The sequence below is a fragment of the Paenibacillus caui genome (assembly GCF_019904135.1).
Classification (GTDB): Bacteria; Bacillota; Bacilli; order Paenibacillales; family Paenibacillaceae; genus Fontibacillus; species Fontibacillus caui.
In genome coordinates this window covers 24,205-39,987 of record NZ_JAIOGQ010000015.1, presented here as the reverse complement: position 1 = coordinate 39,987, position 15,783 = coordinate 24,205, and the positions used below count along the sequence as shown (strand labels likewise).

Here is a 15,783-nt window from a genome sequence, read left to right as displayed (position 1 = left end):
ACCTCCTGTTTTCTTGGAATGAAAAGGGTAAAAAGCAGAAATTCTTGTCAGCTGTAAAGGATACTGACGGCAGGGAGTTCTTGTCTTTTTAAGCCAGGGAGATCGTCTCTAAAATCTCGTACATGGGCTTATGCCCCATTTTTGTCCGGTAAATGACAATGTCCTGAACCTGCCAGCTCCCGAATACGGACGAAGAAGCAGATAACGGATGGAACACTGCCTCAGGGGCGCATTTACGTGCCAGCGTGACATGCGGGCTATAGGGACGGTCCTCCGGAATAAAACCAAGCGGGCTCATCGCCGACGTGACCGAGCTATGCAGTGCATGTAGCCGGTCTAGTTCTCCTTGTACCCCTGCCCACAGCACCCTCGGCTGTTCCTTGCGGCCGAACGTCCCGATACCCGCAAGCCGCAATTCAAAAGGCTCAAAGCCCTTTACCGATTTCTCCAACGATTGAGCGATCTCCTTTATTTTCTGAACATCTGTATCTCCAAGAAATTGGAGGGTGATGTGATAATCCGCATCGTGAACCCATTTTTGAAAATGGAGTACGTTCCGCTGCTCCCGGCACCATTTCGCCAGCTCAGCCTGAATTGGCTGCGGTATGGGAATGGCAATAAAAATCCGCCAAGCCTCCTGTTCGGTATTCATCGGAAGAATGGCCGCACTCGTGATTGTCTTTTGGATATTAGCTGTTTTCATGATAAATCCGCCCCCTTATGCCAAACATTCTTAATATTCACTTCTTTTTGTCCGATTACACATCGGATGAAATCTCTCCAAGATGCATTAAAACGCTAACTCCAAAAGGAATGACATTAGCTTTCTTCCATTCATTTATTTCATACTCTATGACAAAAATTACGTTATAATAGTAAGTAACTTAAAAAAGGAGAATGTACGTATGAATCAGCTTTCCCGGCGCCGAACGGCGCTCTATTTGACTTTCCTCGTAATCGTGTGGGGGATTAACTGGCCTCTTTCCAAATTGGCTCTCAGCTATACGCCTCCCGTGCTTTTTGCGGCTCTACGCACCCTGATTGGCGGTATTCTGCTGTGCCTGATTGCACTTCCTAACTATCAAAGACTGAATCTCAAACAAAACTGGCCCGCTTATGCCATAGCCGGTGTTCTGAATATCAGTTTATATTACGGTCTTCAGACGATCGGACTGGGATATATGCCCGCCGGCATGTTCTCGGCGATTGTGTTCCTGCAGCCGGTGCTGCTAGGCATTTGCTCCTGGCTATGGCTTGGCGAGTCCATGACGGTTGCCAAAATATGCGGTCTCACGCTTGGCTTCTGCGGAGTGGCGGTGATCAGCGTGAGCGGGCTCAGTACAGGACTTTCCCCCGAAGGGATCGGGCTGGCGCTTGCCTCCGCGCTTAGCTGGTGTTTTGGAACAGTCTTCATGAAGAAAAAAAGTGATTCCGTGGATATAATCTGGATGACGGCCATGCAGCTGATCATCGGAAGCATCCTGCTCTTTATTTCCGGTTTTTGGGCGGAGAAATTTTCGGCTATTGTATGGAATTCGGCTTTTGTCATCAACCTGCTGTTCATTTCCGTGTTCGTCATTGCCATCGGCTGGCTTGTTTTTTTCAAACTGGTTCAGTCGGGGGAAGCCAGCAAGGTGGGATCTTTCACGTTCCTTATTCCTCTGCTTGCGCTCGGCTTCAGCGCCCTGTTCACGGGCGAGCATATTACAGTGCGGCTTGCGTTAGGGCTGCTGCTCATTCTGGCCAGCATCCTGCTCGTTAATGTGCAGATCCGTTCCAGAAGCCGGAGCGTCTGAATGATCCTGCTCTTACGGGATAGACAGGAGCCCGAGTGGCAAAAAAGGACAGAGCAAGGAGGTTTCCTGCTCTGCCCTTTTTTTAAATTTCTATGAGAAGAACGGATATAAACCGATCCCATGCTTTGGGAATACATAGGCAGTGAATACAGCCTTTGTTATGACAAGCAGCTCGTTTAAACGGCGCCAAAGCGATCCGGACGGAAAGCGTATGACCATTCCGGCATCTCCTTACCTTCTATACCGTCAGCAACCAGCATCGCGGTAGCCGGACTCAGCAATATGCCGTTACGATAATGTCCAGCCGCCATGACGACGCGGCTGGCAGCATTCAAGCTGCCGATAAGCGGAAATCCGTCCTGTGTGGCAGGTCTCAGACCTGCCCAGCGATGGAAAGGCTCCTTCAGTTCCAGCACCGGAAACACTTTTTTATTCCACTGCTGCAGACGGCGAATCCCCCTGCCTGTAACCGTCCGGTCAAATCCGGCCATATCTTCGGATGCTCCGCAAACAAGCGTAGCGTTAGCCTTCTGAACCAGATAACCTTGGCTGCTGAAAATCATATGATGGGTCTGCCCCAAATCCCCTTGCACCTCATAGGCGCAAATCTGCCCCCGGATCGGACGCACAGGGATTCGGATGCCCAGCTTCTCTGACATATTCTGCGCCCAGGCTCCGGTACAAACAAGGAGCTTATCCCCTTTGAAGACTCGTCCATCTCCCGCTCGCAGGGCAATTCCATCCTGCCATTCGGTTAGATCGAGAGAGCCAAGCTGTTCATCAATCTGGACGCCAATGTTCAGGCAGGCTTCTTCAAGGGCTTTTACATAATCCGGCGCATAAACATGGCTTTCTTCCGGTGTCAAAAGCGCCGCATGGACATCACGGGACAGCTGGGGCTCGGCGGCGAACAGCTCATCACCCTGCAAAATGGTTGCCGAGGACCCATGCTGACGCTGCCACAGCATTCTCCCTTCAAGGGCCAGCATGTCCGCTTCATGATAGACGACATATAAGCTGCCGGACTCGGTATATTCGAAGGATGAACCGGAAATCTCCTTCACCCTTCGCTGCCATTCCGGATACAGCCGCAAGCTTTCCGCACAAAACCGGAAAAACTCATCGGGCGACTCCAGATTTTCCGAATAGGGAGCCAGCATCCCCGCAGCTGCCCCGGAGGCCTGTCCTCCGCAGCGTTCAATTTCCAGAACATGCACCCCGTAACCGCGGCTCTGCAGCTCGAACGCACAGGACAAACCGATAACGCCTCCGCCCATGACAACAATTTGCTCTTTCATTTCATCCGCTCCCTAAGCTGCCTGTTTACTGTATTTTGAACTGTTCATAGCCGCTGCTTGCCGAAGCATAGCGCCTCTTGGCCATTCTGCCTGACAAATAGGCAAGCCTGCCCGCGTCAATCGCGCGTTTCATCGCTTCCGCCATCATGACCGGGTCCTTAGCTTTGGCCACCGGCGTGTTCATAAGAACGCCCGATACGCCAAGCTCCATAGCCCGGGTCACATCGCTGGCGGTGCCAAGTCCTGCGTCCACAATGACCGGAACCGTGGCTTCCTCAACGATTAATCCGATATTGTATGGATTCAGAATGCCCAGTCCGGTGCCAATCGGAGCCGCTCCCGGCATAATAGCGGCAGCTCCGGCTTCCTCCAGCCTTTTGCAGATGATCGGATCATCCGAAATATACGGCAGCACCGTAAATCCTTCTTTGACCAGCGTTTCCGTTGCTTTCAGCGTTTCAATCGGATCCGGCAGCAGCGTCCGTTCATTCGCGCTAATCTCCACCTTCACCCAGTCGCTTAAGCCGGAAGCGCGGGCAAGGCGTGCGATCCGCACGGCCTCTTCCGCTGTTCGGGCTCCCGATGTGTTGGGCAGAAAGATATAGTCGTTGCCCTGAACATGCTGCAGAATGGAATCGTCCTCCGCCGATTCCAAGTTAACCCGCCGGATGGCGAAGGTCAGCACTTCAGCTTCCGAGGCGGCAATGGCCTCCATTTGCACATATGGATTGGGGAAGAGACCCGTCCCTATGAAAAAGCGCGATGTCAGCACCCGGTCCCCGATCCGCCACGTATCCTGCTTCATTCGCTTATCCTCCTCCCACAAAATGGACAAGTTCAATCTTCATGCCCGGAGCAACCTTGGTTCCGGACCACTGCTCCGAAGTCAGAACGACGCCGTCCGCTTCGGCAACAACAGGCTTGCCTGAGAGTCCAAGCCGTTCAATAACGTCGGCAATCGTTTCGGCTTCAAGCTCCCGCTCGCTACCGTTGATGATCAGTTCCACCCCGTTACTTGCTCCCTTCCAGCTTCTCGATAAATGCCCGGCACGTGCCCGCCACATCGCTGCTGCCGACAATTTCACTGATGGCGCAAACACGGGTGGCTCCCGCTATGATCACCTCATCCACATTGCTCAGCTTAATCCCTCCAATAGCCACAAATGGGATCGAAATGCGGCTTGCCACTTCACGTACATAAGAGAGGGAGACCGGAGCGACAGCATCCGGTTTCGTATTCGTCGCGTAAATTGGCCCCACTCCGATATAATCGGCGCCCTGCTCTTCGGCAAGCAGCGCCTCTTCAATAGCGTGGGTGGAGATGCCGATGATTTTGTCGCCGACGATCTGTCTCGCTTCGGACAGCGCCATATCGCCTTGTCCCAGATGGATGCCGTCAGCATCCACCTCCATGGCAATATCGACATGGTCATTGACGATAAAGGTGACATTATATTGGCGGGTCAGTTCTCGCAGCTCTTTCGCCTTGCGAAGCAGCTCTTCCCTGCTGCTTGTTTTGTCCCGCAGCTGAATGATGTCAGCGCCGCCTTGTATCGCTTCCTCCATGACCTCTACAAGCCCTCTGCCCGGGTGAAAGGTTTCACCGGTGATCGCATACAAACGAAAGTCCTTCATTCTAAAGTTATAGCTCCCTTCTTTAGCACTCATTTTAGCTTCCAATATAACGGGCATACAGCGATCTGGCCCTGGCCGGGTCGTCCGTTCCCTGTACCAACACGCGTCCGTCGGCAAACAGGACAAGCCGCTCCCCTTCCCGAAGCTCAGCCCGGAGCAGGTAAGGATTCGATTTTGTTGTCAGGACTGCGGATTCAAGCCTTTGGCGCCACAGCTCCAGATCAAACGGAGCATGACCGGAAATTTGAACCGATTCCCGGCCGCATAAGGAAACCATCGTCTCCTCTTCCTTTTGCAGGGCCGGATACTGCTTCAGCCCGCAGCAGGGGCACTTCTCCCGCGGCTTGCCCAGTTTCATTTCAAAGAATTGATTGTGCCAAATATCAAAAGTAAGCAGGCTGTCTCTTCTCTGCTCCGAGGCGCCGACCAAATATTTCAATGCCTCGGCAGCCTGATAAGAGGCCACGATGTCCACAATCGGCGAAATAACGCCAATCGTATCGCACGTTTGACCGCCGGAATCTGCCGATTGGATGAAGCAGCGCAGGCACGGAGTGACACCGGGTACGAATAAAGCGCTCATCCCGCGTGAACTGACCGCACCGCCGTATATAAAAGGAATTCCTTGTTCATAACAGGCGTCATTCAGCAGAAACCGGGTTTGAAAATTATCCGTTCCGTCGAGCACCAGGTCCATGCCCTCCAGCGCCTCGTGAATGTTACGCGCAGTAACATCCGAAAAAATGGCTTCAATGCGCACGGAGGAATTAATCCGGCCTAGCTTGTTTTTGGCAGCAAAAACCTTTGGCAAGACCTGCTCCGCATCTTCCTCGTCATACAGCATCTGCCTTTGCAGGTTGCTGGGCTCCACATAATCCCGGTCTAGCAGCCGAACATGGCCTACGCCCGATCGGACCATATGACTCGCCAGCACCGTTCCAAGCGCCCCCATGCCAACGATACAAACGGCGCTGTCCATAAGCTTCTTCTGCCCCGCTTCGCCGATCGGGGCGAACAGCATTTGCCTCGAATACCGCTCTTTCACGATTCTCTCACTTCCCGTTTATTAAAGATTACGGTACGCATCCTCTGCCTTAATCTCTTTTTTGATCAGATCATGTTCTTTCAGCCACTGGATCACCGAATTCCAGGACTCGGCGGATTGCGCGCCAAACCCTTCCGAACCGCCATCCATCAACGGAAGCAAAATATTCAGACTCTGCTTCTCGATTTCAGGATCAAGCGGAAAGTCTTTGTTCTCGTGATCCAGCAGCGTTTTCAGCGCTTCGTCAGGATGCTGTACCGTATATTCCTGCCCTTTGGCAGCTGCCTTCATAAATTTTTGAATAATGTCTCCCTTGGTTTTCAGGCCGTCTTCACTAGCTGTCAAAACCAGCTCGTAATAATCCGGAAGTCCATACTTCGAAGGATCAAAGGTCACCATTTTGACGCCTTCTTTGTCAATCAGCAGCTTTTCGTGGTTGATGTATCCGCCGATGATCCCGTCCACTTTGCCTGTGGTCATGGCCGGAATCAGATCCCATCCGATATCGACATATTTCACCTTGGACGGATCGCCGCCATCGCTTTTCACCATCGTGCTCACGATCGCCTCGTCTAGCGGAATGGAAGGATAGCCTACTTTTTTACCTTCCAAATCCTTCGGGCTTTTAACGCCGGACGATTCCAGCACGAACAGCTGATTCAGCGGATGGCGGACCAGAGCCGCAACGGACACAACCGGAATATCCTCGGCACGCGACATTGCCACCTGCATCTGGTAGCTGAGCGCCAAATCCGCCTTGCCGCTGGCCAGCAGCTTGATCGCATCATTCGTATCGGCCGGCGTTTCCAGATTCACCTTAAGGCCTTCTTGCTCGAAATATCCCTGCTGCTGGGCCGCAAACAGAAAGGAATGGACGGCGTTAGGATACCAATCCAACAGAACCGTAACTTCCGTTAAGTCTTTGTTCGCTTGCTTGTCTGATGAGCAGGCCGTGAAGCTCAAGGATAAGCACAACATCGCGATCATAAACAGAAACAGCCTTTTTTTCTTAAGTACGTAAGCCTTCATTGTATTACATTCCCCTTTATGTGTAAGATTCCTTCTCATTCAAGCTTCAAATAAACGTTTGTTACTTACGCCCGTTTCTCCGGGCCAAAACGATCGCCTCCAGCAAGGACGCGAACAGGAACATGAGAATCCCCATGACTGAAAGCAGCAGAACGCCTGAAAATACAGCTTCCCCGCGCAGCATATTGGAGGCTCTTTTGGTGTACATGCCAAGTCCGGATTCGCCGCCGAGCCATTCCCCCAGAGTAGCTCCCCCTACACTGATGGTTGCCGCCATTTTCAGTCCTGTGAAAAAACCGGGCAGTGCCGACGGCAGCTTCCATTTGAGAAAAAGATCCCGTCTTCCCGCCCCCATCGTCCGCATCAATTCCCCGATTCCTTCGTCCGCCGTGCGAAATCCGTCCGCCGTATTCACGGCCAAGGGAAAGAAGGAGAACAGTATGACCACTGCCACCTTGCTCCAGATTTCGTAGCCGAACCACATGACCATGATCGGAGACAAGGCGATGATCGGAACGGTCTGCGAGGCGATGATCAGCGGGTAGATCGTCTTCTTGGCAAGCGAGGAGCTTTCGATCCAGACGGCTGCGAGTGTGCCAAGCACAACCGAGAAACATAAGCCGATCAGCGATTCCTGCAGCGTAACGCCAAAATGCTTGACAAGCAGCGACCGGTTGTCCCACATCGATACAAATACGTCTGACAATTTCGGAATCATATAATGCGGGATTTGGAGCAGGGCTGTCGCGGCTTCCCACAAGGCGGCGAGCAGCAGCAGAAGCAGCAGAACAGGAAGGGCCGACTTCATTCGCTTCATCATGTACGAAAAGCCCCCCCTTCCGTCCCTTCTTCTTCAGCCGCGCCTGTCTTCCGTTCCGTCACATCAAGACGGTAGTGAAGAAGCTCCAGCACCTGCTGTTTCAGGGCAATGAACTCTCCGTTCATCAAATCCTTGTAGGTACGCGGCCTCGGCTGCCGAATTTCTACCTCTGCCAGAGTCGAAACCGGCGCGGCAGATGCCACGAGCAGCCGGTCCGACAGCAGCAGCGCTTCATCCACATCGTGCGTAATGAAGAGGATTGTCTTGCGGTGCTTCTCCCAAATTTGCAGCAGCCATTCCTGCATGCTGATACGTGTCATCGCATCCAGGGCGCTGAAAGGCTCATCAAGGAGCAGGAGGTCCCCTCCGCTTAACATGGAGCGCATGAACGAAACTCTTTGCCGCATTCCGCCGGACAGCTGATGGGGCATGCGGTCAGCCGCCCCTTCGAGCCCGAATTCAGGCAGCATGCCGGTTACGACCCGTTTGGCCTCCCGTCTCGGGATACCGCTGATTTCAAGCCCGAGCGCGGCGTTGTCCACTACATTTCGCCACGGCATCAGGCAGTCGCGCTGGGGCATATAGCCCACCCGTCCGGGCCGGCGAACGGACCCGTTCACGGGTTCTGCTGCCTGATTATCGAAGATGCGGATCGTTCCGCGTTCCGGAGCAAGCAGGCCGGCAATGAGCCGGAACAGCGTTGTTTTTCCGAGTCCGCTCGGCGCAAGCAAAGAGGCGAATTCGCCTTGCCGCAAATCGAAATCCAAATCCTGAAACAGCGGCTGCTCCTTCGTGAAAGAATAGCAGAGGCCGCGAACGGACAAGGATAGGTTCATACCCTCAAGTTCCGCCGCCATTACACCGGCCACTCCTCTTGCCGGTAGGCCATATCCCAGAACATATATTCAAACTTCGATGTGGTTACAAAACGCTCCTCAAGCCTTGCCAGATCCCTTTCCGGCAGGCCTTCCGCGATGCTGTCCATCAAATCGATGCACCAGTCCGTCAGCGTGCCGAACTCCTCCGAGCTGTACATCAGAAACCATTCCTTGTATAGCTCATGATTCAGGCAATGCGGATAATCCCGGACAAAAGAGCTGCCAATCTCGCGGTAGCTCCACATGCAGGGGAGCAGCGAAGCTGCAACATCCCCGAGCGAGCCTTGCAATCCGGCCTCCAGCATATATCTGGTGTAAGCGACTGTGATGGGAGCCGCCTGCGTGTTCTCCAGCTCCTCGCTTGTGATGCCGAACCGCTGCGCATACTGCCGATGCAGCTCCATCTCGACATTCAGCGTCGAATGAAGCAGTTCCGCAAATTTGCCCATAGTCGCAAGATCCTGCGCTTTCAAGCTGCCGAGGGCAAACATCTTGGCATATTCCTTCAAAAAGACATAGTCCTGCTTCATGTAAAAAATAAACCGCTCCTGATCCAGCGTCCCTTCCCTCAGCTCAACCAGAAAAGGATGATTGTGGCAGGCGCGCCACACCTCCCGAACAGAAGTATGTAATCTCTCCGTAAATCGTTCCGCCATCGTATCGTTATCCCTCCTTCATCGAAACAAGCCTTTTTAAAATAAAAAAAGCCATCCGAGAACACACGAATGGCTTTAACAATTCGAAAACGTTTCTCTACGCCAGCATTACCTGGATCAGATTAACGGTCAGGAACATAAGGCTCCAATCTCAGCCGGACTTCATCCAGCCCCCGTGTTCACTATGAAGTTAAAGTTAAATATATCGGATTGGTCTGTTTTTGGCAATAGGGCCTCAAGGCAACCTGGAAGGATGCTCATGGATTTAGCCCGATTAAGCCTTGGATTCCCGTAGCTCTCTCAGTTTCTCGTCTTTGGGCAGCAGAACGGTGAACAATCCAAGCAGCGGCAGGTATGAACTGCATGAAATCACAAAACTGATGCTTGTAGCGTCGGCCAGTTTGCCCATTACTGCCGAGCCGATTCCGCCGAGCCCAAAAGCCAATCCGAAGAAGATGCCCGAGACCAATCCTACCTTCCCAGGCAAAAGCTCATTGGCATACACCATAATAATGGAAAAGGAGGAGGCCATGATAAGGCCGGCAAAGAAAATTAGCGCGATCGAAAAAGCCAGATTCGCATAAGGAAGCGCCAGAGCGAATGGCGCCGTGCCAAGGATTGAGAACCAGATCAGCCCCCTTCGGCTGAACTTGTCGGCAAGCATGCCGCCGATAATCAGGCCAAGCACATTCGCAACGAGGAACACGAACAGCAGCATTTGAGCCCCTCCGGTCGAAAGACCAAAATGCGATATCGCAAAAAACGAATAATAGCTCGTGATAGCGGCCATATAAACGTTTTTCGAGAATACAAGCACCATCAGTACGATGAAAGCAAAAACGACCCGTCCCTTGGGAAGTCCGCCGCCAGCGAGATTGTTCGCTGAAGAAGGCTTCTTGTCCACAGGATTACGGGCTGTGTAACGGCTGTACCAGCCGGATACATAGGTTTGTACGCCGAAGGCGATCACCAGCAGCAGCGAAAACCAGATCACCCCCCGCTGGCCGGTATATACGAAGACAAGTGCCGTCATAACCGGTGCCAGGGACTGGCCGATGTTCCCGCCAAACTGAAAAATCGACTGGGCCACTCCTTTTTTGGCTCCCCCGGCCAGATATGCTACCCGGGACGATTCCGGATGGAATATGGCCGAGCCGATTCCGATGAGCATGACCGCGCACAGAACAAACGTAAAGCCGCTTGCAAAGGCAAGCAGGACTACCCCCGTTAAGGTAAACAGAACTCCGGCGGGAAGCAGTTTAGGCAGCGGTCTTGAATCGGTGTACAGCCCGATCACAGGCTGAAGCACCGCGGCCGTCAAATTGATCATCAGCGAGATCAGGCCAATCTGGGAGTAACTCAGGGCAAGAGATGTTTTCAAGATCGGGAACAGCGCTGGAATAACCGACTGGATCGTGTCATTCAGCAAATGGACAAAACTGATGGCGAACAAAACCGGATACCAGGTGTACAGCTGGGATTGCGATGTTATTGCGGCATTGGGTTTGGCAGACATGTGTTATACTCTCTCTCTTTTTTTATTCTCAATATTTTCATTCTGAAGCGATAATTATCGTAAGATCATTGCCGCTAGTTGTCAATACAAAGAAGCCCTGGACAGACAGTCCAGGGGCTCCCGTTTGTTGTTGCTTTAATGTTCATCCGTTTAAATTTCCAAATATACTTTATCCGGATCCGGACCCGTCCGCATGTCCTGATTTAACCCGTCAATGGCGGCCAGGTCCTCCTCCGTCAGAAGGAAGTTGTACACATCTGCATTCTCCGCAATCCTGCCGGGCGTGCTTGATTTTGGAATAATGATGTTGCCCGACTGAAGATGCCACCGCAAAATAATCTGCGCCACGGATTTATTATAGCGTTTAGCGATTTCCTCCAGTTTAGCATCCTTAAGCACGGCTCCACGGCCAAGCGGACTCCACGCTTCCGAAGCAATTTGATGCTCCTTCATATAGGCAATCAAAGGTTTTTGCGTCAAATAAGGGTGGCACTCGATCTGATTCACCGCCGGAATGACGTTGGCTTTGGCCGCAAGCTTCTCCAGATGGTCAATCTGATAATTGCTTACCCCGATAGCCCTAACTATTTTCTCATCATACAATCTTTCAAAAGCCCGCCATGTATCATAGAAATGAAGATGGCTCGGCCAATGGACTAGGAGCAAATCGAGCTGATCCAGCTGCAGCTCTTTCATCGACTGCTCGAAGGAAGACAAGGTCTGGTCATATCCCTGCTTCTCGTTCGTTATCTTCGTTGTAATAAACAGTTCATCCCGGGGAACTCCGCTGTCTTTCAGAATTTGACCGAGCATGCCTTCATTGTTGTAAAATTGAGCCGTATCGAACGAACGATAGCCGACCTCAATCGCTTTGCGGATCGCGGTCTCCCCTTCGGACAAATTCTCGATCTTGTACACCCCGAAACCGTGCTGAGGCATAAGTACTCCGTTATTGAGCGTGATTGTATCTTTTATAGTTCCGCTCATACTTCTCCTCCTCTCCTAAATCCATCCGTCTATTATTATACGCTTGCCCGGATGAATTTCCCAATTAAAACCTCACACCCCCGCCGAAACAGGCTTATTTCACCAGTCTCCACCATTTTTCTGCCGGAGCATGCGCTTGCCCCAGAACGACTGTCTCTCCGATCAAAGGTGTAGTAATCTGCACGCCTTTTCGCTTGGCTTCCAGGGAAATTCGTTCCGCCGGCTCAGCCCAGCCGTGAAAAGCCAATACAAATACCGCCCAGTGGACCGGTAGCAGCAATTTGCCCCGAACATCCAGATGGGCCTCTACGGCTTGTTCCGGAAACAGATGAATATCGGCCCAGCGCCGGTCATATTGGCCGCAATCCATCAAGGTGACGTCAAAGGGGCCGTAGGTTTCGCCGATCTTTTTGAAGTGAGGGCCATAACCGCTGTCCCCGCTGAAATATACCCTTGTACTCTGGCTGGTGATGACCCATGAGCACCATAAGGTGGAATCCTTGTCCCGGTTAAGCGGATCTCTTCCCGAAAAGTGTCTGGCCGGTGTGCACACCAGCTTCAGTCCCTTCAAGTCGGTATCCTCCCACCAGTCAAATTCCCGAATTTGCTCCTTCTCGACCCCAAAACGGATCAGACGGGTGCCCACCCCGAGCGGAACATAAAAGGTTTCTACGCGGTCTTTTAATTTCCGAATGGATGTATAATCAAGATGATCGCAATGATCGTGGGATATTAGAACCGCATCGATTTTCGGTAGCTCTTCGATAATTAGCGGGACAGGGCTGTATCGCTTGTGACCGATTCCCTGGATAGCCGATGAGTACTTGCCAAACATCGGATCCAGCAGCAGCGTAGCTTCCTCCAGCTTCAGCAGCACAGCGGAGTGACCAAGCCATGTGACTGAGGAACCTGTCTTGTTCTCAAATGCTTCAGCGCTTACCTTATGTACAGGCAGGTCCGATTGCGGCTTCCGTTTCGGATCCTTTTTCAAACGGTCTAAAAAAAGGGTAACGGTGCTTCTAAAGCTGCGATCCCTTGACTCGGTGGGGATCAAGTTTATAAATTTCCCATCCGCGTAATGATCCGAATCCGCTAATTTACGGGTTCTGTCCACCGTACCCCCATACGGCGGGTACAACTGGATGAAGATATAAGCGGCAACCGCAATCAGCAAGAGGACTCCCACAATAATTCCGACAATCATCATAACGTATATTCTCTCCTATACTTTGATCTATTTCCGCCAAATGCGGACATATCAAAAGCATCCCCAGTTTAACGTAGGATCATCCGCGGGGAAGTTTATCCGAGCAAAAGTGACAGATGCTTTAAAAAGGGAGATCAGCGAATGCATGATGTCGCTCGTGAAAAAGAAAAGCCCAGGCCGCATAGGATGCGTCTGGACTGTTCTCTATCTTTTTCTACGATATGTCTGGCTGAGCAAACCATCTTACTCCGCTTCGGAAACTACCGTAAAACGCTGGTTCACGTGCTTCCCGGTCTCAATCTCATCGACAACGGCAATCGCGTAATCCGCATAGCTTACATAGCTGTTGCCTTTGGAGTTCAGGAGCAGATTTTCCTGACCTGCCACATAGGATCCAGTGCGTTTGCCTGCCGGGTCGAAGAAAGCGGATGGGCTGATGAACGTCCATTTGATGCCCTCGCTTTGCTTCAAATCTTGCAGGTTTTGGGCCTGATTTAATGCAGTCTGCTTGTACTGGGGAGGGAAATCGGGGCTGTCTACAACACGCACCGTCTTCTCATCATTCACGTAAAGGCTGCCTGCGCCTCCAACCAGGAGTAACCGGGTATCCGGGGCCTTCTTGAATGCTTTAATCAGGGAGCGGCCCGCTTCCACATGCAAATGCTCGGATCCCAGCGGAGCGCCAAAGGCGTTGACCACTGCGTCAAAAGCACTGACGTCTTCGCCGGTAAGATCAAAAATGTCCTTCTCCAAAATGGAAACCGTATCCTCTTTCACCTTTGTCGCATCGCGAACGATGGCCGTAACCTCATGCCCTCTGCTCAGCGCTTCTTTGACAATCAGGCTGCCTGCTTTGCCGGTTGCTCCAATAACTCCAATTTTCATAATTCCTGCCTCCAATAGGATATATTAAAATATATATAAGATGTAACTGTATTAGTTACATATTGGTTAAAAAAAAGGATCATTGAATCCTTTCTTTTATACCCGAAATGATCTGGTTCAGTCGAACGTTTGCCAAAACCGACTCCATCGCCTCCTGGGCCTCTATCAGAATAATCTCCAGCACAAATTGAATGTTCGCCCCAACAGGGCAATCCGGATTCGGATTCTCGTGGATTTGGAACAATTCGCCCTCATCCACCACATCTACGGCCTGGTAGATATCCAGCAGAGTAATCTCGTCAATGGGCCGTATCAGCGATGCTCCGCCGGTGCCGCGGCGAACCTGGATAAACCCCGCGTTTTTCAGCATGCTCATAATTCTGCGGATGACTACCGGGTTCGTATTGACGCTCCCGGCAATCCATTCCGAAGTGCACCTGTCTTCATTGTTCTCGATTGAAATCAGGGATAAAATATGGACGGCCACAGAAAAACGACTGCTGATCTTCATGATGACCCTCCCTTTAAGAGTTTGATGTAACTATTATAGTTACATTTAGAGTTGCTAGTCAAGCGTTTTTTTCAACGGGCTTTAAACCTTGGCGCATAACGATGCTTCGTTAACTGCTCAAATCCGTAAGCAAGCTTGATCAGGGTCGGTTCGCTGAATGCGGTTCCGACGAACGTTATGCCTTGCGGGCCCTTGGTTATATAACCGCCGGGCACCGTAATGCTTGGATAGCCAGCTCTGGCCGCCAAGTCGGCTCCTCCTTCGTTGCCGAGGAACAGCAGCGCGTCCAGTTCGTGCTGCTCAAGCGCTTGGTCGATTCCCCGGCGCGCCGACTCATTAAGCTTCAGGCTGGCAAAATACTCTTCCTCTGTTAAAGTCCCGCTCGTTTGTTCGGCCCAGATCAGCAAATTTTGCCCATATTTCAGAGCGGCTTCGGCATACTTATTGTTGAAATCGATCACTTCCGCCAAGCTGTGCACAGGTGCGTCTTCACTCAAGCTGCCCAAGTAATCGTTGACGTATTTTTTAAACTCATAGCGCAGCACGTTCCATTCCCATTTGGTCTGTTCGCAGGAAAGCGAAACAGGATCTACAATTGTGGCCCCATGATCACGAAGCGCAGAGATCGCCTGTTCAACTATGGAAAGTCTGGCTTCGTCCAAATTCCGGTAATAATATCTCGGTATCCCGATTCTGGAGCGCTTCAGGAAAGACTTGTCCAGATAAGCCGTGTAGTCCTGTTTCATGCGATTTGTTGCCAGCAAAGTGGCCTCATCCTTCGGATCAGTACCGACTAGTGCGCCCAGCAGAGCAGCTGCATCGGCCACAGTCCTGGCGATGGGACCTGCCGTATCCTGGCTGCGTGTAATAGGGATAATCCCCGTTCTGCTAACAAGTCCGATAGTCGGCTTAATGCCTACGAGATTGTTCTGAGAGGATGGACTTATAATAGAGCCGGAGGTTTCCGTTCCGACAGCGGCAGCTGCGAAATTGGCGGCGACTGCGACTGCAGAACCTGAGCTCGAACCGCCTACAAACAGCTCGCCTGGCCCGTAAGGATTCAATGTTAGCCCACCTCTGGCGCTGTACCCGGCCCACATTGAGCCCGACATGTAATTGGCCCATTCCGTCATATTGGTCTTGCCGAGCAGCACCGCTCCGGCTTCTCGAAGACGCGCTGCCACTGCGGAGTCCTCCCGGGCAACTGTACCTGCCAATGCTAGCGACCCTGCGCTGGTATGCATAGCGTCTTTCGTATCGATATTATCCTTGAGCAGAATAGGAATTCCGTGCAGCAAACCTCGTTTGCCCTTTTCTTTCCGCTCTTCGTCCAGGAAACGTGCGATTTGCGCCGCATCCGGATTCATTTCCAGAACGGAATGTAAAAGAGGATCGAACTTATGTATTCTCTGCAAATAGGCTTCCACCAAATCAACGGAGCATACCTCTCCTTTTTCCATAGCCCTTTGCATGGACTCAATGTCCGACTCTACGATCCAGTCACTTAGATACATGCTTTC

Annotated in this window: 17 protein-coding genes; 1 reads left to right on the top strand and 16 read right to left on the bottom strand. The window is 51.8% G+C overall.

What is annotated here, in order from left to right:
• Nucleotides 1-88: 88 nt before the first annotated feature.
• Nucleotides 89-703: an RNA 2',3'-cyclic phosphodiesterase gene (gene thpR, locus K7397_RS10640; protein ID WP_237690840.1), complete on the bottom strand. Its 615-nt coding sequence runs from the start codon at nt 701-703 to the stop codon at nt 89-91.
• A gap of 202 nt (nt 704-905) precedes the next feature.
• On the opposite strand from thpR, the gene K7397_RS10635 reads away from it, so the two are divergent.
• On the top strand, nt 906-1,796 hold the full coding sequence (locus K7397_RS10635) for a DMT family transporter (RefSeq protein WP_223067933.1): 891 nt from the start codon (nt 906-908) through the stop codon (nt 1,794-1,796).
• 176 nt (nt 1,797-1,972) lie between these two features.
• On the opposite strand, the gene thiO is transcribed toward K7397_RS10635, so the two are convergent.
• From thiO to K7397_RS10560, 15 genes are all read right to left on the bottom strand, one after another.
• On the bottom strand, nt 1,973-3,094 hold the full coding sequence (thiO, locus tag K7397_RS10630) for a glycine oxidase ThiO (protein WP_223067932.1): 1,122 nt from the start codon (nt 3,092-3,094) through the stop codon (nt 1,973-1,975).
• Nucleotides 3,095-3,119: 25 nt separating this feature from the next.
• Nucleotides 3,120-3,899 (bottom strand): thiazole synthase, encoded by a 780-nt coding sequence (locus K7397_RS10625; protein ID WP_223067931.1) that lies wholly within the window; start codon nt 3,897-3,899, stop codon nt 3,120-3,122.
• 4 nt (nt 3,900-3,903) lie between these two features.
• Nucleotides 3,904-4,101 carry a sulfur carrier protein ThiS gene (thiS, locus tag K7397_RS10620; protein ID WP_223067930.1) on the bottom strand — a complete coding sequence of 66 codons (198 nt, stop codon included), beginning with the start codon at nt 4,099-4,101 and terminating at the stop codon, nt 3,904-3,906.
• A 4-nt stretch (nt 4,102-4,105) separates the two neighbouring features.
• Nucleotides 4,106-4,729: a thiamine phosphate synthase gene (gene thiE, locus K7397_RS10615; protein ID WP_223067929.1), complete on the bottom strand. Its 624-nt coding sequence runs from the start codon at nt 4,727-4,729 to the stop codon at nt 4,106-4,108.
• A gap of 34 nt (nt 4,730-4,763) precedes the next feature.
• Complete coding sequence (locus K7397_RS10610) at nt 4,764-5,774, bottom strand: ThiF family adenylyltransferase (protein ID WP_337926709.1); 1,011 nt, start codon at nt 5,772-5,774, stop codon at nt 4,764-4,766.
• A 21-nt stretch (nt 5,775-5,795) separates the two neighbouring features.
• Nucleotides 5,796-6,803: an ABC transporter substrate-binding protein gene (locus tag K7397_RS10605; protein ID WP_223067928.1), complete on the bottom strand. Its 1,008-nt coding sequence runs from the start codon at nt 6,801-6,803 to the stop codon at nt 5,796-5,798.
• 61 nt (nt 6,804-6,864) lie between these two features.
• Entirely contained in the window at nt 6,865-7,623 is a 759-nt protein-coding gene (locus K7397_RS10600) for an ABC transporter permease (RefSeq protein WP_223067927.1), read from the bottom strand.
• On the bottom strand, nt 7,620-8,480 hold the full coding sequence (locus tag K7397_RS10595; RefSeq protein ID WP_237690839.1) for an ABC transporter ATP-binding protein: 861 nt from the start codon (nt 8,478-8,480) through the stop codon (nt 7,620-7,622). Before K7397_RS10595 ends, K7397_RS10600 begins: the two co-directional genes overlap by 4 nt.
• On the bottom strand, nt 8,480-9,157 hold the full coding sequence (gene tenA / locus K7397_RS10590; protein WP_223067926.1) for a thiaminase II: 678 nt from the start codon (nt 9,155-9,157) through the stop codon (nt 8,480-8,482). The genes K7397_RS10595 and tenA overlap by 1 nt, the downstream gene beginning before the upstream one ends.
• Nucleotides 9,158-9,431: 274 nt before the next feature.
• Nucleotides 9,432-10,673, bottom strand: coding sequence for an MFS transporter (locus K7397_RS10585; protein ID WP_223067925.1), 1,242 nt, complete (start codon nt 10,671-10,673; stop codon nt 9,432-9,434).
• 150 nt (nt 10,674-10,823) lie between these two features.
• The gene (locus tag K7397_RS10580) at nt 10,824-11,660 is read right to left on the bottom strand and encodes an aldo/keto reductase (RefSeq protein WP_223067924.1); all 837 of its coding nucleotides are present in this window, start codon (nt 11,658-11,660) and stop codon (nt 10,824-10,826) included.
• 94 nt (nt 11,661-11,754) lie between these two features.
• On the bottom strand, nt 11,755-12,867 hold the full coding sequence (locus K7397_RS10575) for an MBL fold metallo-hydrolase (protein ID WP_237690838.1): 1,113 nt from the start codon (nt 12,865-12,867) through the stop codon (nt 11,755-11,757).
• Nucleotides 12,868-13,110: 243 nt separating this feature from the next.
• Complete coding sequence (locus K7397_RS10570; RefSeq protein WP_223067923.1) at nt 13,111-13,752, bottom strand: NAD(P)-dependent oxidoreductase; 642 nt, start codon at nt 13,750-13,752, stop codon at nt 13,111-13,113.
• A 79-nt stretch (nt 13,753-13,831) separates the two neighbouring features.
• Nucleotides 13,832-14,263: an Rrf2 family transcriptional regulator gene (locus K7397_RS10565; protein WP_223067922.1), complete on the bottom strand. Its 432-nt coding sequence runs from the start codon at nt 14,261-14,263 to the stop codon at nt 13,832-13,834.
• A gap of 71 nt (nt 14,264-14,334) precedes the next feature.
• Nucleotides 14,335-15,777: an amidase family protein gene (locus tag K7397_RS10560; RefSeq protein WP_223067921.1), complete on the bottom strand. Its 1,443-nt coding sequence runs from the start codon at nt 15,775-15,777 to the stop codon at nt 14,335-14,337.
• Between the last annotated feature and the right edge of the window lie 6 nt (nt 15,778-15,783).